The sequence below is a fragment of the Varibaculum cambriense DSM 15806 genome (genome assembly GCF_000420065.1).
In the GTDB taxonomy this organism is placed as follows: domain Bacteria; phylum Actinomycetota; class Actinomycetes; order Actinomycetales; family Actinomycetaceae; genus Varibaculum; species Varibaculum cambriense.
In genome coordinates this window covers 712,950-735,747 of the sequence record NZ_ATUF01000002.1, presented here as the reverse complement: position 1 = coordinate 735,747, position 22,798 = coordinate 712,950, and the positions used below count along the sequence as shown (strand labels likewise).

The following is a 22,798-nucleotide window of genomic DNA, read 5'->3' as shown; positions in this document are numbered from 1 at the left end:
TGTGGCACCAAGTCTCGGTCTGCTGGACTCTCACCCATATGGGGGGGGCAGCTGCATCCTCGGGGTTAATGGCGCCTATTGGCCTCCTGCCCACATATCTTCATACGATCTTGAGGCTGGAAGGTGGAGCAGTGCTTGTCCTAACGATGAGGTTGGGTGAGATGGTGCTCCGGGGATAACATTCCGGATCCTGGAGGCTGCGCACGCATAGCCGCCCCAGAGCCACGAAGTCCTGTCGCACGGTGGTGAGCGGAGGGTCGAATTGGGACGCGAACTCATGATCGTCGAAACCAATGATGCTGATGTCTTGCGGTACGCGGAGGCCGTGCTCATTAAGTGCCCGGAGCAAACCGAGCGCCATCAGGTCGGAAGCTACGAATACGGCTGTGGGGCGAGGATTCAAGTCTGCGATGCGGCATCCAGCCTGATATCCACTTTCTCCCGACCAATCACCGATAATGGCTTCGGGTACGGATAGATCGTGGGCCACCAGGGTGTCTCGCCAGCCTTTGAGGCGAACCTGGCCATCCAGCCATTCCTGAGCGCCAGCCACATGGGCGATGTTTTGGTGACCGAGACTAATTAGATGTTCCACGGCTCGCACGGAGCCCTCATATTGGTCTTCCGAGACCACGATGGCGTGTGGAATAGGGGCGGGGTCAGCAGCGAGGACAACAATGGGGAGTACGCTGGCCCACCCGGTGTTCCCGATGGAGGCCAAGGCGAGTTCGGCTTCTCGCACGAGCGGAGCGATGACGATAAGACCGTCAACGTAGGCATCACGGAAAGTGTCGAGAGTTGACTCGAGTGATCCGAAGGAGTCTTCGTCGTTGACGGATAGGATGATATGTTTCCCAACTTCTCTTGCGGCGTTTTCGATACCTCGCAAAGCTCCCATGGGGCCGTAGTGCCAGGATGAGTCAGTAACCACCCCAATACTACCGGGTCGGTCAGTCTTCAGAGCCGCAGCGGCGACATTACGCCTATAGCCTACCTCAGCGATTGCGGCAAGTACTCGCTCGCGAGTATCCGGATGCACGGCTCCCTGATCATTAACCACACGCGAGACGGTCTGATAGGAGCACCCAGCTAGACGGGCAACATCATGGAGAGTTGGACGTCGCTTGCTAGGTGGAGAAGACATATAAGTAACTCTACTACTAAGCGGTTGTCCGCCACTTTCGTAGGTTGTCCCGTTTTCCATCTTGATATCGGTAAATCTTTGGGGTTATGAACCTGGTATTTTAGCCTAGAGATACCACCAGGCATCATTTTTAAGATGCTGAGCAGACACAATACGGGATGGATAGTTTCCTATGAGCCAATCTTTAGGCGAAACCGCGAATGAACCGGAAGCCCCTCTGTCGGAAGCTATCTGGCCAGATGCGAAAGTGAATTTCCCGGTCTTTTTAGGGTCCTCAGCGGGAATTCTAGCTATAGCTCTGTGGGCACTGATTTCACCCACTAGCGCCGCTGAAGTACTGGGAGTTGCGGTCGGGGCGATCTCGAAATGGTTCGGCTGGTTTTATATTGCCCTAGCTGCCATCATTCTAGTTTTCGTATTTTTCTTGGGGTTTTCCCGCTATGGGGAAACCCGCCTGGGACCGCCTAACTCCCGTCCCGAATTTTCGACCTTCTCCTGGGCATCCATGCTCTTTGCTGCCGGTATCGGCACCGATATCTTATTTTTTTCCGTAGCTGGCCCGGTCAGCCAATATATGCAGCCTCCCGTGGGGAAGGGGGAAACTATCGAGGCCGCCCGAGAGGCCACAGTTTGGACTCTTTTCCACTACGGCATCACCGGTTGGGGGATGTATGCCCTGATGGGGATGGCTTTAGGGTATTTCGCTTATCGCCGTAAGCAACCGCTCTCAGTACGCTCCGCTCTCTACCCGATTTTTGGAGACAAACTCAACGGCCCGCTGGGGCACACCGTTGACGGAGCCGCCATCCTGGGAACTATCTTCGGGGTGGCCACCACCCTGGGAATCGGGGTAGTACAGCTTAATGTGGGGCTGGAAATCCTGTTCGGGATTGACCAGGGGATTCCCGCGCAGGTGGGACTGGTGATCCTTGCGGTAGCCATAGCTACCGTCTCGGCCACCACTGGTATCCATAAAGGAATCCGTTTCCTTAGCCAACTCAACGTGGTATTAGCGCTGTTTCTGGCATCCTGGGTTTTCATCACCGGGAGAACAGATTTCCTGCTTAACGCTATTGTGATGAATATCGGGGACTTTGTATGGTCATTCCCGCGCCGCGCCCTCGAAACCTTTGCCTATTCAGACGTAAGCGCCTGGATGTCGGCGTGGACGCTGTTTTTCTGGGCGTGGTGGGTGGCCTGGGCGTCCTTTGTAGGAATGTTCTTGGCGCGGATTTCCCGAGGGCGTACCCTGCGAGAATTTGTAGTGGGCACCATGCTGATTCCCTTCTCCTACGTCCTCATGTGGGTGGCCATCTTTGGTAACGCCGCCATTGACCTGATTCGCAGCGGAGATAAATCCTTTGCGCAGGCCACCCTAAAAGCCCCCGAAATGGGGTTTTATCTGCTTTTGCAACAATGCCCGGCGGCGGTATTCATTATGGGGCTAGCTACCTTCGTAGGTCTGCTATTTTACGTAACCTCTGCGGACTCGGGCGCCCTCATTATGGCGAACCTGTCCTCATTCCTCCCGACGGTACGTTCCGATGCTCCCGGTTGGCTGCGAATTTTTTGGGCGGGGGTAACCGGGCTGTTAACTATCGGGATGTTGATAGTAGGGGGTATCCCGGCGCTACAAAACGCCACCATCATCATGGGCCTTCCCTTCTCAATAGTGATGATTCTAGTGATGATTGGTCTGGCACGAGCGCTAAAACAAGATCGCCGTGCCCGGCAGCTGCGCGCCCACTCTGCCCGCAATATCCTGGCGGGAACCGGTTCTATCGCCGGCAGGTTGGAGAGCAATTGGCATGACCGAATTTCGCGAACTTTCGGACAGGTAACCCCTCTAGAAGCCCAGGCTTACCTGGACAAAGTGGCGGAACCGGCTCTGCGTGACTTTGCTGCAGAACTTAATAAAGAGGGGATTCCCGCCGAGGTTGTTCGTTCAGATGATGATCCTCTGGAACAGGTCGACCCCCAAACCCGTATCTATGACCGCCTAAAGTTAACGGCTTTCAAAGGCCCTGACCAGTTTGTATACCGGATTTTGGCGGTAGATACCGCGAATACTATTTTTGCCGGCTCTGCCCCCAGTACTCCGCGCTCTACCCGCCTAGAAGTGCATTTGCCCGATAATGATCAAGACTATGACGTGATGGGGTATTCACGTAGCGCCATTATTCATGATGCTTTTGACCATTTCGATCGTTACCAGGACTATTGGCGTATTAACGACGTCTAAAACGGGGAAAGCGGTGTCGAGGCTTTGGCATTTCCTATCGTCTGACGGGGTTTTCCGGTAAACTGCAAGTACAGACAGGATTTGAGACGCTATTGTTACCTTGGTAGGCAGTAACGCTCGCGGATCGGGCGATCCGTTAACTAGGGTCAAAGTTGACGCTATCGCCAGTAGCTTAGAGAGGAAAATAGATGACAATCCCGGTGCCCCTGTACAGATTACCGGAGGCTATGGCCTGTTTTAATTCGGCGTCTTTGATTACTTTGCCCTATGGTGCCCACGTAAAAGTTCATACCGTGGATCCGATATTAGAGGACGGGCGACTGGTAATCAGGAATGCCCGGGATTCGGCCTTGCGTAACGGCGCCGCTAACCCGAATGTTACTTTGATTTGGCAAAGCCCCTATCCCCACGGCTGGAGTCTGGTAGTTGATGGCCAGGCCTGGGCAAACGGCCCCAATCTAATGATTGAGTACGAATCGGGGATTTTGCATCGCCCTCGCTACCACAATGACGGCCCCCAGTGGGTGTGGCAAGACGGGGAACGTCCGCCCCAGTAGGAATCGCTGTTAGGTATTTATTGCCCGGTCGAGGGCAACTAATGGGCCTCTACCGGTTGAAACGAGCGTAGCCGCAGACTATTTCCTACTACAAACGTCGAGGAACACGCCATAGCAGCTCCGGCGAGCATCGGGTTAAGTAACCCGAGTGCGGCCAGTGGGATGGCGGCGACATTGTAGGCGAATGCCCAAAACAGGTTACCTTTGATTATTTTTAGGGTACGCCGGGAAAGCCGAATCGCATCCACTGCTGCCAAAAGATCGGGGCGCATCAAAGTAATATCGGCAGCTTGAATCGCCACATCGGTTCCACTACCCATGGCGATCCCTAAATCTGCTTGTGTGAGGGCGGCAGCATCGTTCACGCCATCGCCGATCATGGCCACGGTAGCGCCCCGTCCCTGTTTGCGAAAAACCGCCACCACTTTATCTTCCGGCTTGACCTCGGCGATTACCTCGGTAATCCCCACTTGCTTGGCGACTTGGCGAGCTACTTTTTCCCCGTCTCCCGTCAGGAGCACCGGGGTGAGCCCTAATTCCTTAAACAGCGAGATCGCCTGGGGGCTAGTTTCTTTTATGCGGTCAGCAACCCCCAGCACCCCCTTCACTTCGCCCGCAATCGCTACCAGCACAGTGGTTTCCCCGCGGCTTCTGCTCTGGTTAAGTGCTGTGAGCATCTCTTCGGGGATCTTCGCGCCGGCAGCGGTAATAAACTGCTGGTTTCCCGCCAAAACAAGCTGCCCTTCAACGGTGCCGCTTACCCCTCCACCCGCGGAGTTTGTAAAATCTGCCGGCACCGCGCTGCTAGGGGAGGTAAGTCCTTGCTCGCGGGCGGCGCGGGTAATTGCTTTGGCGATGGGATGTTCGCTGCCGCCCTCTAAGGTGGCGGCGGTTTGTAAAATCCGGAAGTTATCGCGGGGATAAACGCTAACTAGCTCCATATTGCCACTGGTTACCGTCCCGGTTTTATCGAGGATGACGGTGTCGATTTGCCGGGTAGATTCCAAAATTTCGGCGCCCTTAATCAAAATCCCCAGGTTCGCTCCCCGACCAGTTCCCACCAGTAAGGCAGTGGGGGTGGCAAGCCCCAACGCGCAGGGGCAAGCAATGATTAACACCGCGACCGCGCAAGTAAAAGCGGTAACCGGGGTTCCAATAATTAACCGAATAGCTAAAGTGAGCAGCGAAATTGCGATCACTATCGGTACGAAAACTGCGGAAATTCTATCAGCCAGACGCTGAATTGGAGCCTTACCGGCCTGAGCCTGTTCCACTAGTCGAGTAATCTGGGCGAGTTGAGTTTGCCCGCCCACCCGAGTGGCGCGAACAATTAGGCGACCATAGGTGTTGATAGTCGCTCCCGTAACCGAGTCTCCGGGAGCTACCTCGACCGGCACTGATTCTCCAGTAAGTAGCGAGTTATCAACCGCGCTATTACCGGAAACGACCTCTCCGTCAGTAGCTATTTTTTCACCCGGCAGGGCAATAAATTCTTCGCCCGCGGTGAGCTGCTCAATCGGGACTTTAACCTCTTGGCCCCCGCGGAGCACGGTTACCTCTTTTGCGCCCAATTCTGCGAGAGCGCGAAGAGCGTCCCCCGCCCGGACCTTGGCACGCTTCTCAAAATAGCGTCCGCCCAGAATAAAAACCGTTACCCCAGAACAAACTTCCAGATAGATGTGACTGGCGGCATCCCCCGGTTGGGCAAGTAGCTGGAAATCGTGGGTCATCCCCACCCGGCCGGCATCCCCTAAGAACAGGGCATATAGCGACCAAATAAAGGCAGCTAGGGTACCTAGAGAAATTAGGGTGTCCATAGTGGTAGTGGCGCGGCGAGCATTTACGAACGCCGCGCGGTGGAAGGGGTAAGCTCCCCACAGCACCACCGGAATCGTCAGCACCAGGGACACCCACTGCCAGTAAGGGAACTGCAGGGGCGGAACCATTGCCAGCACAATCACAGGAGTAGCTAAAATTGCGCAAATAATAAGGCGCCGCCTCAGTCCCGCCAGCTCTGCTGCACCTACCGCCGCGTTTTCCTGCCCGTCCTCGTTTACTAAATCTTCTTCCGTAAACGCGCTATAACCAGCATTTTCCACGGTTTTTATAAAATCTTTAGCGTCAAAATCACCGGTTTGAGAAATAGTGGCTTTCTCGGTCGCATAGTTAACGGTCGCGTTCACCCCTGGCATCTTATTGAGGTCTTTTTCAATATGTGCCGCACATGCCGCACAACTCATGCCCCCGATTTTTAGTTCCAGGTTCTGGGGATTATCGATACTGCTAGCCAAGTGATACCTCCTGCACCCTAGCCTAACTGCATCCTCATCACCCAGAAAGCAATTTTTTCCAGGGCGAAAAGTAAGCTGGCAGCAGCATTAGCGCGGGTGTGCGCCGAAAACCAGGCAAGAGGGCGCAGAAATAGTGAAGTAGAAAAGGAAACTACCAGAGCCGCTAATCGGACTTGAACCGATGACCTACGCTTTACGAGAGCGTTGCTCTACCAACTGAGCTATAGCGGCAAAATGCCATAGGCACCGTGTAAGTCTATCTAGCCTGCCGCTGGCTTTCCAAACTTTTCGACCAGGCAGAACGGTTATTTTCGCCACGCTCGCGACCGCAACCGTTGAAACGGTACAGTTTAGCGCGCCCTCCCCTAGCCACCTGCGTAAAGTAACCATCCAGCGGCACGTGGTAAAAACCTGGCCAAGAGTAAGAACGGGGAACTCCCATGTATCTGCTGTTAGGACGGGCATAGAAATGGGTGACTTTCAGTCTCTCTAGGGACAGGCAAACCTGCCGGTCTCGTCCGATATTATTCAGGTGATAAAAGAGGCGGGTACTGTCGGGATCTTTTTCGCTTTTACCCAGGGAAGGGAAAACTACTTTCCGATTAGCGATAGCCTCAAAATAGATGGTGCCAATAGAAGGATCCCCGACAATCACGGCGTCTGCAGGCAAGAAATGGGCGGCGCGCTTAATCAACCTTAATTCCCCACTATTGGCGAGTCCCCCGCTTCCGGTTCGCTCCGGATTGAAAACTGTTTCTAAGGCCCACACTCGGCTATCGGCGCCGGCGATCCCGACTGCAAGACAAGCAGCAGCCAGAGTTGCAACTACGCCTTTACAAAGACGCCGAGGGGCGCCGGAAGCGGCAAGAAAACTAGCAGTAAGCACTAGTAGAAAATCTAAGCCCACTCCCATCAACAGATTTAAGGGGAGTTGCAGGATTGCCATTAGGCGCCGGGGATCCGAATACCACGGGCCGGTTACCACTTTGAGGGGCGAAGCCGGCAGGAAAGAAATCATCACTAGCCCCGCGCATAGGGCCCAGGAGGCCAGCAGCCATTTTGGTGCCCGGCCATAAAAGACCGCGATTATCCCCATAATCAGTAAGGCAGCCATTAACGCCATGAAAAAGATGAAAGCTGAGGACGGGAAAAAGAAAGGGGTAGGCAGCAGCGGACGCAAGAAAGCTAAATATTGATCTCCCTTGCGCTCGAACAGCGCGGTCGCCAAGCTGGAGGGATTAAGAAAACCGATTTCCAAGACCACTAGCACCCCGAGACCCGCCCCCAGCCAGCCGGCGATACTCGAAAGCTCTCTTTTCCGAATCCCTCGATATAGATGAGTAACAATCAATGCTGCTAAAAGCGGGAATAGTAGCGCTAACAGGTTAAAAAAGATGGCGGGATGAACCCAGACGGATCCAATCCCTAAGAATAGGGAGGTGAACAAAGTGGCCAGCACGGCAGGCAAAGTAAGTGGCAAATCTATGGAATCGGGTTTGGCAGGCTGGATGTCAGCGGTAAAAGATCCCCATATTTTGCGCGCGTAGGTTAGCACCTGCCGGCCCAAAACCAGCATTAATGCGGCGGCGCCCGGAAATAATGCGATCCCGGTGCCATTTGGCCACTGAGCGTAGCGCGCTAAGGAATCAGCGGGGAAAGACAGGGTAAACCCAGAAAGCACAATGGTTATTAGCTGGGCCCGCCGCGACATTCCCACTAAAGCGACCAGGCCGCTCACTCCTAAAATCCACCAGCAAACCAACAGCAGAAACGTCAGGTTAGCGGCAGGAACTACCGACTTAGAACCGGTGAATAATACGGTGAAAATGTGCCAACCACTCGGGTAATAGACCCGGGCGCTTTGCGAATACAGCCCAGAAAGGGCGTAAAGAGGGTGCGCATCCTGGGTGTGATGCAGTAAAACTAGGCCGTTGTAGTGAAAGCTAGGATCCCAACGCTGGGCGGGGTTAGCAAAATCAATAGTGCGAACCATGGGGGCGATGCCGGCAGTGATTCCCGCTAGCACCGCCGCCAGTAACGGAAAATCCCGGGAACTGCGGTTAGTGAGTTGGCGGCACCGAAAGAGGGCACCGACGGCAAAGATAATCGTTAGCAGCCCCACTATTGGGAATACTACTATCGGTTTCCAACGCCAAAAGCTCCCGCAAAAAACTAGTTTTCCCAGCCAGAGGCCGCTAGTGGGAGATAGGAGACTTGCCAGCACTAAGAGGATAAAAAAGGTCAGTGCCGGAGCTACCGCTAACGTCACTCGCTGAGGAAGAGCCGGGATGAGGCAGCGTGCCAAGGTATATCCGGGAAACAAGGAAAAGAGGGTCATCGCGCAAAAAATGGCGATAAGCTCCATGATTTTCCCCTTCCCGAAAATGCGTTATTCCTGAGAATGACTTTACCGCCTGTCCGGGGAGTAAAGCATACGAGGTGACAAGATAGTACCGGCAGCCCCGCGAAGAAGAATCTGCAGCTACGCTTAGGGGCGAGATTTGCTATACCAACTTTGCACCCGGCCCGCAGGATTGGAGGCTACGCCAAGAGGAGCTGCTAGAAGTTTCCGGTAGCTAGAAACCTCCCCCTATAACTGGCGGATAGTTTGTTTTATCATCGCAATCATCCCGGGCCGCACTGAAAGCGAATCCACGCCGGCCGCAACTAACTTGCCTGCCCAAGCCGGATCGGAGGCCATATCTCCACATACGCAAACTTCAATGGGAGCGGCGGCGTGATGGCAGACCTCAGCAATTTGACGCACCATTTCCACCACTGTTTCCCGCACCTCATCAGCTAGGTCAGCTACCTGAGAGTTTCCCCGATCCGCGGCGGCAACATATTGGCACAGATCATTGGTGCCTATCGATACAAAATCCACGGCTTCACAAAACTCTTTCATGCGTAATGCAGCGGAGGGAGTTTCCACCATTATTCCCAGTGGTAACGGCATTTGAGCTGGCCGAGCAGCTTCATCAATCCCGTAAGTGTCGGCGGTGATTTCTTCTAGGAGGGAACGCACCCAATCAACTTGATGCACGTGATTGACCATGGGAATCATCACCCGTAAAAGTTTGCCTAACCCTTCAGACTCTAAAGTTTGGTTGGCGTCGAGCACTGCCCCTAATTGGTCGCGTAACAGATGTGGGAACTTACGCAGTAAGCGGACTCCTCGTACCCCCAGGAAAGGATTATTTTCCGGTGGCTGTTTGGCAAAAGGTAAAGGTTTGTCTGCTCCTATATCCCACAGGCGAATCGTGGTTGGCCCCACGTTGCGCGCCAGCTCGGCATACACTTCTGCCTGTTGCTTGCGGGAAGGAGCCGCCTGGTAGCCCGCAAATAGGGTTTCGGTCCGCACCAGGCCACATCCTTCGGCGCCTTTAACTGTTCCGGTAGGCCCCGAAACATTAACCTGGATGGGGATTTGCTTACCACTGGCGGTAATTGCCGGGCTTTCTAACTGCTCTAAGGCTTTGGTGGCAGTAGCTACCCGCTCGCGGGCTAGTTCAATCCAGTGGGCAAATACTCTAGCTTTGGGATTAACTTCTAAATGTTTAGTGCGCGGATCGAAAACAATGGTGTCCCCATCATGCACTCCCCACTTGAGGCCGGCATAAACGGGGATTCCCCTTGAGGCTGCCACAATCGCGCCATGACCGGTAGTCCCGCCACTACGGGTAACCACCCCTTCGATTTCTGGAGGCAAACTGGCGGCTAGCGGGGCATCAAGTTCTTCAACTACCAGCACTGCCGGGGTGGAATGCTTCTTAATCAGTTCCTCTAGGTTATCGAGTTCGGTACCAATCAAAGCCTTTTTTAGCAGGCGAGATACCGCATGTAAATCGGTAGCCCGCTCCGCCAAATAAGGATCATCCAGCTTTTCCATCTTGGCAGCGGCGGCACTATAGGCATTGTCTACCGCAGTAAAAGCGTTGGTTCCCCCCGCAATTTCATCGGCGATTTCTGCGCGTAACTCGGGATCGTCCACCAGCGCGATCTGCATTTGGATAATCGAATCCGAACCCAAAGACCCCAGGTAGGATCTAACGGCTTTGCGGGCTTCTGCTAACGTCTGCCCTTCATTGGGACTGACCCGATAAAACTCGGCGTCCTCGTGCCCCTCCAGCACCAGCGCGTATCCGATAACGATCTGGTCGCCGTTACGTGCCGGGTCGCTGGGAGTAGACACTTCTTTAGCTAGCTGCTCGGCAATCGCATTAACCGAACTGCCCGCTGTTGCCTCGGAGCCGCCTGCAATCGTAGAGGGATCGGTCTTAGTCAAGGCCTCCCTGATAGCAGCAAAAATTTCTGGAGCTGCCGGATCGGTAGTACCTAGCTCCAGAGTGTCACCTTTGGCGATTCCCAAAGAACTCACCTGAGTGAGGGAAGCGGCGTTTACTACCCGGAAAGTGCCGGCTTTACGGGCAAAAACCGGTATTTTTCTCGCCCCGATAGCAGCGGCGAGGGCAGCGGCGGGACGAGCATGCATCCCGTGCGGATCAATAATTTCTAAAGCCAGGGTCGCGGCCTCGGGGGAAGAAAAGGAATCTTCTCCCGAGGCCGGGTCGGCAGCATTCTCGGTAAACTCTCCCTCGCCCTCGGGATGAGGCTCCTGCGAGTCGCTAAGCTGGTCGATCTTGCCCGCCAAAGCTGCTTGTGCCTGGGTAGCTACCTCTTGCAAGCTCGCGCCCCCGGCGGCGCTAACTACCGCCGCAACCAGTCCTTCCACCAGGGGGCCGGCAGAAATTAGGCAACGATCAGCCAGGTCGGGGTCAACGAACTCCAATGCCATTTGCGAACTGAGCAGTGCGGAGCCCAAATCTACCAAAATCAGCACCCCATCGGGACTATCAGCTGCTTCGATAGCTTCACTGATTTGCTGAGCATCGGTACCTAGTTCTACCTGCTCGCCATCGCTAATCCCCGCTGCCACCAACACTTTGGGGGCGCTGCCGGCGACGGTCATTTGCATCGCCAGTTCTTTAGCGGCAGTAGCTAAGGGCAGTGAATGAGATACTACTACCAGGGAGATCATGCCTACTCCTTATGACCGGGTTTATGCCAAAGCCGCGGCGGCAGCTTTGAACAGTAATGCAGAGGAAGTTGCGCCGGGATCAGGGGTGCCCTGAGAGCGTTCCCCGAGATAGGAGGCGCGACCTTTCTTCGCGATCATCGGTTCGGTATCGCTGGCAGCTTTATCAGCGCGTTCGCTGGCGGCCTGCAGTGCGGCCTGCAGTCCTCCGGCGGCGGCCTCGTCAAAAGCATCCAGAGCCGGATAGAGACAGTCAAGCATGGTCTTATCACCCAGGTTGGCTTTACCCCGTGCTTTTACCCCATCGGCTCCGGCTCGCAGCGCTTTCCCAATAGCGGCAGTATCCGCATCGGAGCCTAGCGCTGCTCCCATGCGCATGAAGAAGGTGCCGTACAGCGGGCCAGAAGCGCCCCCCACCTTAGAAACTAAGGTCATACCGGCTTTCTTTAGCAGGGCGCCGGCGTCAGCGAAACTGGTGGGATCCAGCTGCGCCACCGCGGTCATGCCGCGAGCCATATTGGCGCCATGATCGGCGTCCCCGATGCGTCGGTCAAGGTCAGTTAGGTAGTCGGCGTTTTCGACTATTAACTCTTTGTAGGCGGTGAGCCAGGCGAAAAAATCTTTTGTTTCCGCCACTACTAACACCCCCAACGCAAACCGGTAGTGTTCACCGGAGCATCCCAGAGTTTGAGAAGTTCTTCGCTGCCCTGGGTTAGGGTCAGGGAACAGCCCGCCATATCTAGGGAGGTAATGTAGTTACCTACCAGGCACCGAGCTACTTTAATCCCTTTAGCTTCTAGGATCTTAGCTACCTCTCCGTACGCGAGGTAGAGCTCAATCATCGGGGTGGCACCCATGCCGTTGAGCATCGCAAATACGGGTTCCCCGCTAAAATCTAGGTCTGCCAAGATTGGTTCTACCAGTTCTGCAGCTAGTTCATCGGCGGTAACTAAGGGGCGACGTTCGCGTCCGGGTTCCCCGTGGATACCGATACCTACCTCAATTTCGTCCTCTCCGAGGTCGAAAGTGGGTTTCCCGGCTGAGGGAACCGTGCAGGAAGTCAGGGCAATCCCGTAGGAGCGGGAACGGTCATTTACTTCCTTGGCGATGCGTTCTACCTCGTCCAAGCTAGCTTTGGCTTCGGCGGCGGCTCCTGCCAGTTTTTCTACAAATACGGTGGCGCCTACTCCGCGACGCCCTGCAGTGTAGAGCGAGTCTTGCACCGCCACATCATCGTTTACGACCACGGAACGCACTTCCACCCCGGTTTCAGCGTTTGCCATTTCCGCGGCCATCTCGAAGTTCATTACATCGCCGGTATAGTTCTTGACGATATGGAGCACCCCGGCGCCCCCGTCTACTTCGCTGGTGGCGGCCATCATCTGGTCGGGCACCGGAGAAGTGAAGACCTCTCCGCAGCAGGCGGCATCCAGCATTCCGGGGCCTACAAAACCGGAATGTAGCGGCTCATGCCCGCTGCCTCCTCCGGAAACCAAGCCCACTTTGCCTTTAACAGCCCCACGGCGAGCGTAAACTACTTTGTTTTCGTGATCGATACGTAGGGTATCTGAATGAGCTAGTTCTAAACCTTTTAACGAATCCGCGACTACATTGTCGGGGGAATTAATTATTTTTTTCATGCCTTTATTGTGTCACGTACCACTTCGGGGCGCTACCGTTTTTTGCAAAGCAACGCTAGACGCTAGCTACTTACGCCTGTTACCGAACTTTGAGAATAAGAAAAATGAAAGGAGGAAAATATTTAACGATGCTCCGGAGCTTTAAGGGGTATCAGCAGCGCGAACCCTACCCCCAGAAGCAGGGTGATCCCTAAGACTCCGAAATGCTGGGAGCTAGCGCCGGTTGGCACAAAAAGTTTCCCAATCCACACGAATAGGGCAAATAAGGTGGGGGACATAAAGGAAACCGCGCGCCCGGTAGTAGCGTAAAGACCGAAGAGTTCGCCCTCGCGCCCTTTGGGAATAATCCGAGCCAGAAAGGAACGGGAGGCCGACTGGACGGGACCGACGAAGATGCACAGCAATAACCCGAAGGACCAGAAGATCTTGGCCCCGCCATTGTGGGCAAAAAAGAGGATTAGCCCCAGGGTGGTCATACACCCGAGGGAAAAAATCATGACTTTTTTGGGGCCGAAGAAATCATCAGCCACCCCGCAGGCGATGGTAGCGATTCCTGCCACTACGTTAGCGACGATGGCGAAAATCATGACTTGCCCGCCGCTGAGACCGAACACGGTAGAGGCCAAGATGGCGCCATAGGTAAATACTCCGGCGAGGCCGTCTCGGAAAATCGCAGAAGCAATTAGGAAACGCAGAATTTCGGGGGCGGTTTTCGCTAGACGTTTAATGGTTTCCCATAGCTCTTTATAGGCAGCTTTAACCCCCGCTAGCCCCCCGACCAGTTCTTGGTCTTGGGAATCAACCCCTGCCATGGTCACGGGATGGAGTTTCCCATCCGCACCGCGGCGGCGCCCTGGCAGCGCCACAATTACCGGAATTGAAAACACCGCGAACCAGATGGTGGCAAATACCATGGCGATCCGGATATTTAGGAAGTTTTCACCGGTTACCCCGAACCAGCCTACTTCGGGGGAGATGAAACCAACATAGAGTACTCCCAGCAAAATAATGCCGCCCAAATACCCCATACCCCAGCCGATACCGGAGACTTTACCCATGTTCTCTTTAGTGGAAACCCGCGCCAACATGGCGTTATAGTTCACGGAGGCAAATTCAAAGAAAATATTTCCAAACGATAGCAGCGCTACCCCTAGCCACAGTGCCCCGGTTTTTCCGAGGGGAGAGGTGGGGTAGACCGCGAACATTAGCGCCATACAGACGGTGACTAGGGCAGAAAATAGTGCCAACATCCGGGTGCCGCGTCCCTTATGGTCAGCGCGCTGCCCGGAAACTGGCGCTACCAGGGCAATCACCAGTCCCGCGAAAGCTAGACCAATTGATAAATCAGTAGTGGCTTGGTTTCCGGGGGCAAATAAATCTTTGGTAGTCAGGTAGACGGTAAAAACAAAGGTGGTGGCCACCGCATTGAAGGCAGCGGAACCCCAATCCCACAGCGACCAGGCTAAAATTTTGCCTTTGGTGCGGTCATGGTTTTCTGCTGGTAAATGTTTCTGATGGTCACCGGTGTTAGCCATGTTTTTCCTGCCCTTATGCTTGCTCGGGATTTTCCGCCAGCCAGGTAGCTAGTTTCAGATCCAAGGGGTACGTAATTTTCAAGGCTCGCATTGATCCTGCCACAAAGTATTGTTGGTATCCGAGCCTAGCTGCAAGTAGCGCATCGTCTAGGGCTCCGCCCTCGGAAATATTTTCCGCCCGTGCCTGCTCGTGAGCCGCAAAAATAACATCCCCGGCAAACCCTTGCGGGGTTTGTACGCAGCGCAGTCGCGAACGGTCAGGGGTAGCGCCCGAGGGAGTAATCTCCACCCCTTCTCGGCAAAAAGATTCACCGGCGATTTCTCGTACGGTGTCAACCAAAGCGGTAGCGGGTACTACCGCCGGGCAACCAGAAGAGACTGCACTGCAAACGCGTTGAAACTGATCGAGAGGAGTTAGAGCCCGAGCCGCATCATGAATTAAGACGATTGCTTCCGGGTCATTGGCCGGCAGTACTCCCTCGGCAGTATCGAGAGTTAATAGCCCCTGCAGGCCCTGGTAGACGGAAATTTGCCGGTTTGCCCCCCCGGCGACAACTTTCCAGGGATAGGACAGAGCCGCAGCGTGAGCAATCTCGGTGAAAACATCTAGGTAATCGCTAGGCGCAGTGATCACTACCCCGACCAAGTCATCCAGCGGCGCCAGGGAGCGCAGGGCGTGGTGTAATAAAGTGTGACCAGCTAACTTTACCAGCGCTTTGGGTCCGGGATTGCCGAGGCGTGATCCGGAACCAGCGGCGGTCACGACGCAGTAAACGCTGCGCCCCATAACCCGTCCTTTAATCCTTATTTATTGTTAACCCGGTTGTATTCTACCTGGGCTTCTTCCATGATTTTATCGAGACGATCCGAAGCCGCCTCCTCGTCCTCGTCCTTAGCTAGGGCAAGTTCAGAAACCAGGATGGCTCTCGCTTTGGCGAGCATCCGTTTTTCCCCTGCAGACAGTCCCCGTTCGTTGTCGCGGAAAGTTAGATCCCGCACCACTTCGGAAACTTTTAAAATGTCTCCGGTGGCGATTTTTTCGCCATTGGCCTTATAGCGACGAGACCAGTTGGTGGGTTCCTCGATATGGGGTTCTTGCAGCACCGCGAGTACCTCTTTGAGGCCCTCTTCGTCGACCACGTCGCGAACTCCCACCATATCCACATTTGCTGCCGGCACCTGGATAGTCATATCGCCATTGGTAACCCGCAACATCAAGTAGGTGGTGTCTTCTCCCTTGAGTTTACGAGTAGTAATATTCTCGATCACCGCGGCGCCATGATGGGGATAAACAACGGTCTGGCCGATTTCAAATGTCATAACTTACAGGCTCCCAAATACAAATTTTCCGGACACTATTCTACCGTAAATCGGCTTTACCTGCTAAAGAGGGCTTGCAGGTCACATTTTAGGGAAGAAACCGTTTCTTCAGGGTTTGGTCAGGTACTAGAAGATAAAGCCGAAACCCGGATCGATTTTGGCATATTCTGCCGTGATCTGGCTTTTTCTTTAGCTGCGGCCAGTGATGGTGATGATTGCTGCCTCGGGTGGGCAAGCCAGACGCACCGGGGTGAACTTGGACGTGCCCAGTCCTCGCGAAATATGTACCCGGGTTTTCCCGCCCGGCGTCCCATCGGAGATTTCTGCTTCGCTAGCTAGTGCCTTAAGGTTTGGCAGGGGGTAGGTTTTCCCTTTGTGCACCCGAGGAGCTGGATTAGCTACGGTGCCTACCTGCCACCAGTGCATGCCCCCTGAGTAGGACAGTGGCAAGTCCGTGTTGTTTACCAGGGCACCAAATTTCGGCAGACACACCTGACCTCCGTGGGTATGTCCCGCCAGTACCAGGTCGGCTCGGCAAGCGGCATATTGGTCGAGGACGCGCGCATAGGGGGCATGGGTGAGGGCGAGGCGCAAATCAGCTTTCCCCCAGGTATCCGGTACCTGTACCGGCTCATCGCGCCCGATATGGGGGTCGTCGGTTCCCGAAAACGCTACCGTTAACTTTTCGGTGCTGCGTCCTTGCCGCGCCGGAGAAGTAAGAGTACAGGTTGCCACCTGATTATTAAGGTCTCTCCAGCCTCCCGTAGTTAAAAAGTCCCGGAACTCCTCAGTTGGCAGGTCGGGAACGTTTCGTAGTTTAGGTTTCTTATTAGGGAAAAAATAGTGCAACGGCAGCTTGGGGATGCCCGAATAATAATCGTTGGAACCGAACACAAAAGCCCCCGGAAGCTTAAGCAAAGGGTTGAGGGCGCGATAGAGCATCTCTAAGCCGGAAGCATCCGCAAAATTATCCCCGGTTAGTACCACCAAATCTATGTCCGGGAATTCGGCAAGCGAAGCTACCCAGTGGGCAAGCCAGCTGCTTCCTGACCATAGATGCAGGTCAGACAGGTGTAGTATTCGCAGCTGCCAGGCAGAATTATCGGCGGAAATACTAGGAGAACTGCTGTCTGCTCTGCGGTTTTTTCCGGTGCTCTCTACGTTTATAACCCTGCTAGGGAGATAATCCTCGCAGGTGGCTGCCGGTACTTGCCCCGGATTCTTCCCCAGTTGATAGCGGCGCAGGCGTGGTAGCCGAGCCTCTAAAAAAGGGTAAGCTACTGCCCCTGCCGCCAAAGTTAAAAGGGTGCGATTTCGCCGCAATAGCTAATCTTCCTGGTAATAAAAAGTTTGAGTAATCTGGGTAGTTTCCGGGCTGGGGGCGGCGGGTCCTTCGCTAGGTTGCTGTGTGGGCGTAGGTCGCGCCCTGCCTTGGGAAATAGTTTTACCCTCTCCAATATTGGCGTCAGGGAAACTTGCTGCGGGCAGGTACTGTACCGCGGCGGACATATATTCCCTAAACGCCATGGCGGGAACGGTATTACCCCAAACAATTCCATAGTAAGCACCGTTAATTCTCATTCTCACCAGGTCACGTTGACTTCCCTGGGAGTAGCCAACCCAAACCGCAGTTGCCAGATTCGGGGTTGCCCCCAAGGTCCAGGCGGCGTTCGGGCCGTTAGTAGTACCGGTTTTCGCCATTACTTGCCGGCCGATATTAACCCGGCCCCCATAGCTATTCGCGGTAGAGACTAATACTTGCGCAGTTTTGTTAGCCACGCTGGCTTCCACGGTGCGTTTACAGTTACCAGAAGCAACCTTAAAAGTCTTTCCGTCGGCATCCACCACTTTTTCCAGGGCAACTGGAGAGCAACGCATGCCTCCCGAAGCAATAGTGCCAAAGGCGTTCGCCATATTTAGGGGGGGTACTGAAGCTGCACCGATAATGAAGGAGGGCCCTAAAGATTCCTTTTGACTGGGATCTCCACTAACCGCGCCCAGCCTTTCGCTCATTTTGTAGATATCGCAAAGGTCAAGGTTAGAAGCCATTCCGGCGTAGGTGGTATTTAAAGATTTTTGAGTACCTTCTAAAACCGAGGTGGCATAGTTATTACCGCCGGTGGCGTTCTTTAAATCCCAAGAACCGGCATGTACCGGGCAGTTACCAGAGACTTTCCAATCTCGCGCGGAATAGTGGTTGCGTCCGCCCACTACCGAATAGGCTGAGTAACCATTATCAAACCAGGTAGCCAAGGTTACCGGTTTATAGGAAGATCCGGGCTGGAAGCCCGCGCCGCCGCCATGAGCCTTATCTACTCCGAATGAGTTCTGGGTGGCACGGGGGTGCTCTTTATCGGGATTACCGTAAGGAGTATTTTGCGCCAGCGCTCGGATCTTTCCAGTGCCGGGTTCGATGGAACTAATAGCGATCGAGAGTCCGGAACTATCCCCTTCTGGAATCCGATTAAACGCGGTGTCGGTAGCCAAGTTTTGCAAATTGGAATCCATGGTGGTGTAGATCTTCAGACCTCCCCGCAGCAACAGGCGACGCCGGTCGTTGAGGGACTTGCCGAATACTGGATTATTGTAAATTTCATTGACTGCATAGGCGCAAAAGTAGGAGGCCTTTCCGGCAGCAGCACATCCTTGTTGACCAGGAGAAACCTTCAATAAATCGGGAACCGGGATGGCTTTAGCTTCCTTATATTGATCGTAAGTGATCATTTGTTCGCGCAGCATCGCCTTTAATACCTGGTCACGACGATTTTGGCTATTTTCGGGGTGGAGAGTGGGGTCAAATTTCGCGGGGGATTGGGTAATGCCAGACAGCAGGGCACCTTCACTGAGGGTCAGGTCTTTCGCGCTCTTTGAAAAATAGAACCGACTGGCGGATTCCACCCCGTAAACCGAAGTTCCATAGGGGGCAATATTCAAGTACCCCTCTAAGATTTGGTCTTTAGAAAGTTGCTTTTCGATAGCGAGGGCGTCTTTGGCTTCGCGCAGTTTACGGGTAATGCTCTGCTCGCGAGCCTTGCGAACCTGGTTCATATCGCCGGCGCGCAGACCCTTGTCAATCAGAGTGTTTTTTACCAATTGCTGAGTAAGGGTGGAAGCGCCCTGGGTGTCTCTACCGGCTAGGTTATTTGCGATAGCGCGGGCGATTCCCTCGAGATCAACCCCGCGGTGCTGGTAAAAACGGTGATCCTCAATAGCCATGGTTCCTTTTTGTACCCAGGGGGACATGTCTTTGAGCTTGACCACGATGCGGTTCTCCGCATAAAAACGGGCGATTTCTTTACCGTCACGCGAGTAAATCACCGATTGCTGAGAAGGCTGCGTGGGCTTGAATTCGCTAGGGATTTCGGTCATGGCGCTCATTCCGGCGCGAGCAGCTAGCCCTGTGGCTCCCACGACCGGCAGGGATAGGCCAGCGAGGAGCACTGCCGCCAGTGCGATTAAAGCCGCCAGTGCTGCGAGGGTGCGGCGAAGCTGGCGACGTGGCATATAACGAGCGTTGCCTTTTTGCATATTCCTAGCCTACTTGGCTTCGGGGGCATTGGGCATCTTCGTTGGCAGTTGAGAGCAGATTGTGGGCAATAACCATCTATTGGTTTAGGTAAAATTTTTCTCTGATTTTCGTTTTGTGTTTTTAGCAAAATGTAGGTACGGTCACATATATAGGCAATGTCGCCGCGAGAACTCAAGGAGTGAATGATGAGTTTTAGCCAGGATGAGACGTGGGCCGCACGTGCTCTGTGTGCTGGTCAGGAACCGGATGCTCTATTTGTACAGGGAGCGGCGCAAAGACAAGTTCGCACCCGTTGTTTCGCGTGTCCAGTCCGTCTGGAATGCTTGGCCGATGCTTTGCAATCGGAAGCTAACTACGGGGTGTGGGGTGGCCTCACTGAAAGGGAACGTCGCGCGATGTTGCGTCACTACGAGGACGTAACTGACTGGTGGCAATGGCTAAATGAGTCTCATGACGAACTGGCGGCCGAGCTACGTCAACCAACCACCCCCAATGTTTTAGCGCGGGTGCGTTAGACGCCTCGCTGCCATTAGACTTGAGCCATGACTAAATGGGAATATGCGACGATTCCGTTACTGTCGCACAATACGAAAGCGATTCTGGATAACTGGGGCGAGGACGGCTGGGAACTGGTCAGTGTTATTGCTGGCCCCAATGGTTGGGAAAACCCGGTCGCCTATCTAAAACGTCCGCGTGGTGAATAAGATGTCCGAGGTGTCTAAGCGCCTGGAGCAGGCAGGTATGCTACTGCCAGCGGTCGCGACCCCGGTGGCGGCCTACACTCCCGCCATTGCTTTGGAGGGCGCAGGCGGATTGGTGGTGCGCACCTCCGGGCAGATTCCGGTTGTGGACGGGGAACTGGTGGCCACCGGTCTAGTAGGAGCGGAAGTTAGTCCTCAGGATGCCTACCGGGCTGCCCAAGTTTGCGCCCTTAACGCCCTAGCTGCTGGCGCGGAGGTCGCCGGTGGGGTAGATCAGTTAGAGCGGGTACTAAAAGTAACCGTGTTCGTAGCCTCCAGCCCCACTTTTACCGGGCAGGCGAGCGTGGCTAACGGTGCCTCGGATACTTTTGGGAAGCTCTTTGACCAGCCCCATATTCGCTCCGCAGTGGGGGTGGCTGCCCTCCCTCTAGGAGCCCCTTGCGAGGTAGAGGTAGAGTTTCTGGCTCGCTCTTAGAGGCAGGGTTTCTAGCGATATTTCTTAGCACTGGCAGTGGCGACCCGGCGCGCCGACCAGTAAACGATCCCGGTAAAAATTGCGGCACCTAAGGCGCAAATAAGCTGCACTGATACGGCATGGTCGGCGGTGAGAGCAGCGATGGCAAAGCCGTTAATCACACAAAGCACGGCGGTAGCCCCCACTAGGGGAGCTGCCGCTCGGTGAGCCTGGATCCAGGCGTTATCACTGGCAGTGGTAGCGGCATTGACGATCCCCCACCGGGAGCCGCGGGGCAAATGCTGGCGATGAAATAAAATCAGTCCTACCCCCAGGCAGGCTGCTAACAGGAGGTAGCAGATGCCAATTACCAAAGCCATTATTTATTCATTCTCTTTCTCCGGCGGATTCACTTCTAACTTTAACGGATTTTCCCGGCGCTTCAGCGCATCAGCCAGTGCAAATAGGAACGCGATGATGATGAAAGCTACTACCGCGGCCATTCCGTAACTAAATGCCCCGGTGTAGGCTTGCCTTGCTGGCTCGCTCCCGGGAGGAGCGTCGACGGCCCCTAGCCGCAGGTAAAAAGCTAAAGTGGCCCCCGCCAGCCCAATTGCTCCTCCTACCCGTTGCGCAGTTTGAGAAATCCCCCCGGCCGCACCAGCTCTACCTGGAGGTATCGTAAGCAGCGAGAGTGCTTGGGCAGGAGAAAAGAAAATTCCCGATCCTAAACCTGAACAGAACATGGAGACTATTAGCAGGTAGGGGATGCTCCCGGGAGAGGCAGTCCGAGTTATTAACACGGTAACAGTCAAAGAAATGATTACGAGGGCGCAGGCGATTACTAAAATCCAGCGACCCCACTTCATGGTCAGACGCGACGATTGGGCGGAAGCAATCGCGGAACCTAGTGCCAAGGGGATCTGTAAAAGTCCAGCTACTAGGGGACTTATTCCTAATCCTTGTTGCAGATAAAGAGTGTAAATAATAAATAGCGCCGTCCAGCCCGCGCAAAATGCAGTGAGTACTATCGTGCCCACCATGTAGGAGGGATCTAGGAGTAGTGAGCGGGGCATGACTACCGGGATTTGGCGTCTTTCTCGGAAGTTTTCCAGCGCCCAAAACCCGAGGAACCCCAAGGCTCCGCCCGGCAGTAACAGCCAGCGCCAGTTTCCCAGTCCTCCACTGGGCATAGTGGCATCGATAAAGGGATACATCACCGCCAAAAAGGCTGCCGCCAGCAGCAATATCCCCGGCAAATCAAGGCGGGTGTCGCTAGCGGTGCGAGTAGGGTCAGGGGAAATAGTGCGGTAGGTGACGAAAATAATTACTAGGCAAATGAGGATATTGAATAAAAACCCGGCTCGCCACCCCAGATCGGTACCCAGCAGCGCGATTAGTACCCCGCCCATAGTGGGACCGATGGCGGTGGCAATCCCGATAACCATTCCGAAGGATCCGTAAGCGCGGGTGCGTTCTTCTCCGTGAAAAAGTATCTGGATCAGCCCTAATACTTGGGGACTGATGATGGCGGCTCCGATTCCGGTCAAGAGGCGCATCAAAATTAAAATCAGCGGGGTCGTAGCTAGACCCGCTCCTAATGAGGAAATCCCGAACACCACCACCCCGATTACAAACAGGCGGCGATGCCCCCAGATATCCCCCATTCTGCCAGCCGGGATTAGCGCAATTCCAAAAATCAGGGTGTAGCCTGCCATAATCCATTGCACATCGTTGCTGGTTAGACCCAGTGCCTTGGTCATGGAAGGGATAGACACGTTAAGCATCGACACTGCCAGTAAGGTCAGGGCGGCCGCCGAGAGCAAGGTATAAAGTGCGCCGTAGCGTTGACGCCGGTCTGGCTGTGGATTGTGCATCGGTTATAGCCTAAGGGGTGGCGGCTTAAAAGCGGTAGTAAAGCCAGCCAGGGTGCGCTCAGTGCCGCCCAGTTAGTAACTTAGGAGGCCGGTTTTGGGACGAAAAATTTCTGCGGAGGACGGGCAGGCGGCTTTGGCAGCTTGGAGTAGGGGAAATGCTAGCCGGGCAGATCAAGGCACGGCGGTACGTTACAGCCTGCAAGTTTTAGCCCAGCGTCATCCGGGGCAGGCGGTAGAGGTGCGAGTGCCACCTTTTGGGGCAGTACAGATCGGCACGGGAACCGTACATCGGCGCGGAACTCCGCCAGCGGTGGTGGAAATGAAAACTGACACTTGGCTCTCCCTAGCCACCGGTAGCTTGACCTGGGGAAAAGCCGTTAATGGCCAGGAAATTAATGCCACTGGCGTGGGCTCAGATTTAACTACCTATTTGCCGGTATTTTCCTTGCCGTGCCCGCGTAGCAAGTAGGTAG

The 22,798-nt window shown here is 54.6% G+C and carries 19 protein-coding genes and 1 tRNA gene; 6 read left to right on the top strand and 14 right to left on the bottom strand.

Going from position 1 to position 22,798, the window contains the following annotated elements; translation table 11 throughout:
• Positions 1-100 precede the first annotated feature (100 nt).
• Positions 101-1,144, bottom strand: a complete 1,044-nt coding sequence (locus F605_RS0103265) for a LacI family DNA-binding transcriptional regulator (protein ID WP_022864483.1) — start codon at positions 1,142-1,144, stop codon at positions 101-103.
• 172 nt (positions 1,145-1,316) lie between these two features.
• Here F605_RS0103265 and betT point away from each other — a divergent pair, with 172 nt between their 5' ends.
• Both betT and F605_RS09620 read left to right on the top strand, forming a co-directional pair.
• Positions 1,317-3,386, top strand: a complete 2,070-nt coding sequence (betT, locus tag F605_RS09625) for a choline BCCT transporter BetT (RefSeq protein ID WP_022864482.1) — start codon at positions 1,317-1,319, stop codon at positions 3,384-3,386.
• Between the two features lie 188 nt (positions 3,387-3,574).
• The gene (locus tag F605_RS09620; protein WP_022864481.1) at positions 3,575-3,943 is read left to right on the top strand and encodes a hypothetical protein; all 369 of its coding nucleotides are present in this window, start codon (positions 3,575-3,577) and stop codon (positions 3,941-3,943) included.
• A 38-nt stretch (positions 3,944-3,981) separates the two neighbouring features.
• On the opposite strand, the gene F605_RS0103250 is transcribed toward F605_RS09620, so the two are convergent.
• The 11 genes from F605_RS0103250 to F605_RS09610 all read right to left on the bottom strand — a co-directional run bounded on the left by F605_RS0103250 (position 3,982) and on the right by F605_RS09610 (position 19,292).
• Positions 3,982-6,234, bottom strand: a complete 2,253-nt coding sequence (locus tag F605_RS0103250; protein WP_022864480.1) for a heavy metal translocating P-type ATPase — start codon at positions 6,232-6,234, stop codon at positions 3,982-3,984.
• Between the two features lie 158 nt (positions 6,235-6,392).
• Positions 6,393-6,465 (bottom strand) — tRNA-Thr (locus F605_RS0103245).
• Between the two features lie 25 nt (positions 6,466-6,490).
• Entirely contained in the window at positions 6,491-8,599 is a 2,109-nt protein-coding gene (locus tag F605_RS0103240) for a DUF6541 family protein (protein ID WP_022864479.1), read from the bottom strand.
• A 225-nt stretch (positions 8,600-8,824) separates the two neighbouring features.
• Positions 8,825-11,272: a dihydroxyacetone kinase phosphoryl donor subunit DhaM gene (gene dhaM / locus F605_RS0103235; protein ID WP_022864478.1), complete on the bottom strand. Its 2,448-nt coding sequence runs from the start codon at positions 11,270-11,272 to the stop codon at positions 8,825-8,827.
• A 21-nt stretch (positions 11,273-11,293) separates the two neighbouring features.
• Positions 11,294-11,905, bottom strand: a complete 612-nt coding sequence (gene dhaL / locus F605_RS0103230) for a dihydroxyacetone kinase subunit DhaL (protein ID WP_027723550.1) — start codon at positions 11,903-11,905, stop codon at positions 11,294-11,296.
• 2 nt (positions 11,906-11,907) lie between these two features.
• Positions 11,908-12,909 carry a dihydroxyacetone kinase subunit DhaK gene (gene dhaK, locus F605_RS0103225; protein WP_022864476.1) on the bottom strand — a complete coding sequence of 334 codons (1,002 nt, stop codon included), beginning with the start codon at positions 12,907-12,909 and terminating at the stop codon, positions 11,908-11,910.
• A gap of 122 nt (positions 12,910-13,031) precedes the next feature.
• The gene (locus tag F605_RS0103220; RefSeq protein WP_022864475.1) at positions 13,032-14,444 is read right to left on the bottom strand and encodes an MFS transporter; all 1,413 of its coding nucleotides are present in this window, start codon (positions 14,442-14,444) and stop codon (positions 13,032-13,034) included.
• A 13-nt stretch (positions 14,445-14,457) separates the two neighbouring features.
• Positions 14,458-15,231: an IspD/TarI family cytidylyltransferase gene (locus F605_RS0103215; RefSeq protein ID WP_022864474.1), complete on the bottom strand. Its 774-nt coding sequence runs from the start codon at positions 15,229-15,231 to the stop codon at positions 14,458-14,460.
• Between the two features lie 17 nt (positions 15,232-15,248).
• On the bottom strand, positions 15,249-15,764 hold the full coding sequence (locus F605_RS0103210; protein WP_022864473.1) for a CarD family transcriptional regulator: 516 nt from the start codon (positions 15,762-15,764) through the stop codon (positions 15,249-15,251).
• 189 nt (positions 15,765-15,953) lie between these two features.
• Positions 15,954-17,087: a metallophosphoesterase gene (locus F605_RS10950; protein ID WP_022864472.1), complete on the bottom strand. Its 1,134-nt coding sequence runs from the start codon at positions 17,085-17,087 to the stop codon at positions 15,954-15,956.
• A gap of 3 nt (positions 17,088-17,090) precedes the next feature.
• Positions 17,091-19,292, bottom strand: a complete 2,202-nt coding sequence (locus F605_RS09610; protein WP_022864471.1) for a transglycosylase domain-containing protein — start codon at positions 19,290-19,292, stop codon at positions 17,091-17,093.
• A gap of 183 nt (positions 19,293-19,475) precedes the next feature.
• Between F605_RS09610 and F605_RS0103195 the strand changes: the two genes are divergently transcribed.
• Genes F605_RS0103195 through F605_RS0103185 form a run of 3 tightly spaced genes read left to right on the top strand, consistent with a single transcriptional unit; the run spans position 19,476 to position 20,469 of the window.
• Positions 19,476-19,808, top strand: a complete 333-nt coding sequence (locus tag F605_RS0103195; protein ID WP_022864470.1) for a WhiB family transcriptional regulator — start codon at positions 19,476-19,478, stop codon at positions 19,806-19,808.
• A 27-nt stretch (positions 19,809-19,835) separates the two neighbouring features.
• Positions 19,836-19,997: a Sp36 family protein gene (locus F605_RS11405; protein ID WP_022864469.1), complete on the top strand. Its 162-nt coding sequence runs from the start codon at positions 19,836-19,838 to the stop codon at positions 19,995-19,997.
• Between the two features lies 1 nt (position 19,998).
• On the top strand, positions 19,999-20,469 hold the full coding sequence (locus F605_RS0103185) for a RidA family protein (RefSeq protein ID WP_022864468.1): 471 nt from the start codon (positions 19,999-20,001) through the stop codon (positions 20,467-20,469).
• Positions 20,470-20,480: 11 nt separating this feature from the next.
• Here F605_RS0103185 and F605_RS0103180 read toward each other — a convergent pair whose 3' ends face one another.
• On the bottom strand, positions 20,481-20,828 hold the full coding sequence (locus F605_RS0103180; protein WP_022864467.1) for a hypothetical protein: 348 nt from the start codon (positions 20,826-20,828) through the stop codon (positions 20,481-20,483).
• A 3-nt stretch (positions 20,829-20,831) separates the two neighbouring features.
• Positions 20,832-22,325: an MFS transporter gene (locus F605_RS09605; protein ID WP_022864466.1), complete on the bottom strand. Its 1,494-nt coding sequence runs from the start codon at positions 22,323-22,325 to the stop codon at positions 20,832-20,834.
• Positions 22,326-22,419: 94 nt separating this feature from the next.
• On the opposite strand from F605_RS09605, the gene F605_RS0103170 reads away from it, so the two are divergent.
• Positions 22,420-22,794 carry a sterol carrier family protein gene (locus F605_RS0103170; RefSeq protein ID WP_022864465.1) on the top strand — a complete coding sequence of 125 codons (375 nt, stop codon included), beginning with the start codon at positions 22,420-22,422 and terminating at the stop codon, positions 22,792-22,794.
• Positions 22,795-22,798 lie beyond the last annotated feature (4 nt).

Bases quoted from the DNA above. Each gene is read 5' to 3' on its own strand.
- F605_RS0103265 (WP_022864483.1), bottom strand. From the start codon at position 1,144: ATGTCTTCTCCACCTAGCAAGCGACGTCCAACTCTCCATGATGTTGCC.
- betT (WP_022864482.1), top strand. From the start codon at position 1,317: ATGAGCCAATCTTTAGGCGAAACCGCGAATGAACCGGAAGCCCCTCTG.
- F605_RS09620 (WP_022864481.1), top strand. From the start codon at position 3,575: ATGACAATCCCGGTGCCCCTGTACAGATTACCGGAGGCTATGGCCTGT.
- F605_RS0103240 (WP_022864479.1), bottom strand. From the start codon at position 8,599: ATGGAGCTTATCGCCATTTTTTGCGCGATGACCCTCTTTTCCTTGTTT.
- dhaM (WP_022864478.1), bottom strand. From the start codon at position 11,272: ATGATCTCCCTGGTAGTAGTATCTCATTCACTGCCCTTAGCTACTGCC.
- dhaK (WP_022864476.1), bottom strand. From the start codon at position 12,909: ATGAAAAAAATAATTAATTCCCCCGACAATGTAGTCGCGGATTCGTTA.
- F605_RS0103220 (WP_022864475.1), bottom strand. From the start codon at position 14,444: ATGGCTAACACCGGTGACCATCAGAAACATTTACCAGCAGAAAACCAT.
- F605_RS0103215 (WP_022864474.1), bottom strand. From the start codon at position 15,231: ATGGGGCGCAGCGTTTACTGCGTCGTGACCGCCGCTGGTTCCGGATCA.
- F605_RS0103210 (WP_022864473.1), bottom strand. From the start codon at position 15,764: ATGACATTTGAAATCGGCCAGACCGTTGTTTATCCCCATCATGGCGCC.
- F605_RS09610 (WP_022864471.1), bottom strand. From the start codon at position 19,292: ATGCAAAAAGGCAACGCTCGTTATATGCCACGTCGCCAGCTTCGCCGC.
- F605_RS0103195 (WP_022864470.1), top strand. From the start codon at position 19,476: ATGATGAGTTTTAGCCAGGATGAGACGTGGGCCGCACGTGCTCTGTGT.
- F605_RS11405 (WP_022864469.1), top strand. From the start codon at position 19,836: ATGACTAAATGGGAATATGCGACGATTCCGTTACTGTCGCACAATACG.
- F605_RS0103185 (WP_022864468.1), top strand. From the start codon at position 19,999: ATGTCCGAGGTGTCTAAGCGCCTGGAGCAGGCAGGTATGCTACTGCCA.
- F605_RS0103180 (WP_022864467.1), bottom strand. From the start codon at position 20,828: ATGGCTTTGGTAATTGGCATCTGCTACCTCCTGTTAGCAGCCTGCCTG.
- F605_RS09605 (WP_022864466.1), bottom strand. From the start codon at position 22,325: ATGCACAATCCACAGCCAGACCGGCGTCAACGCTACGGCGCACTTTAT.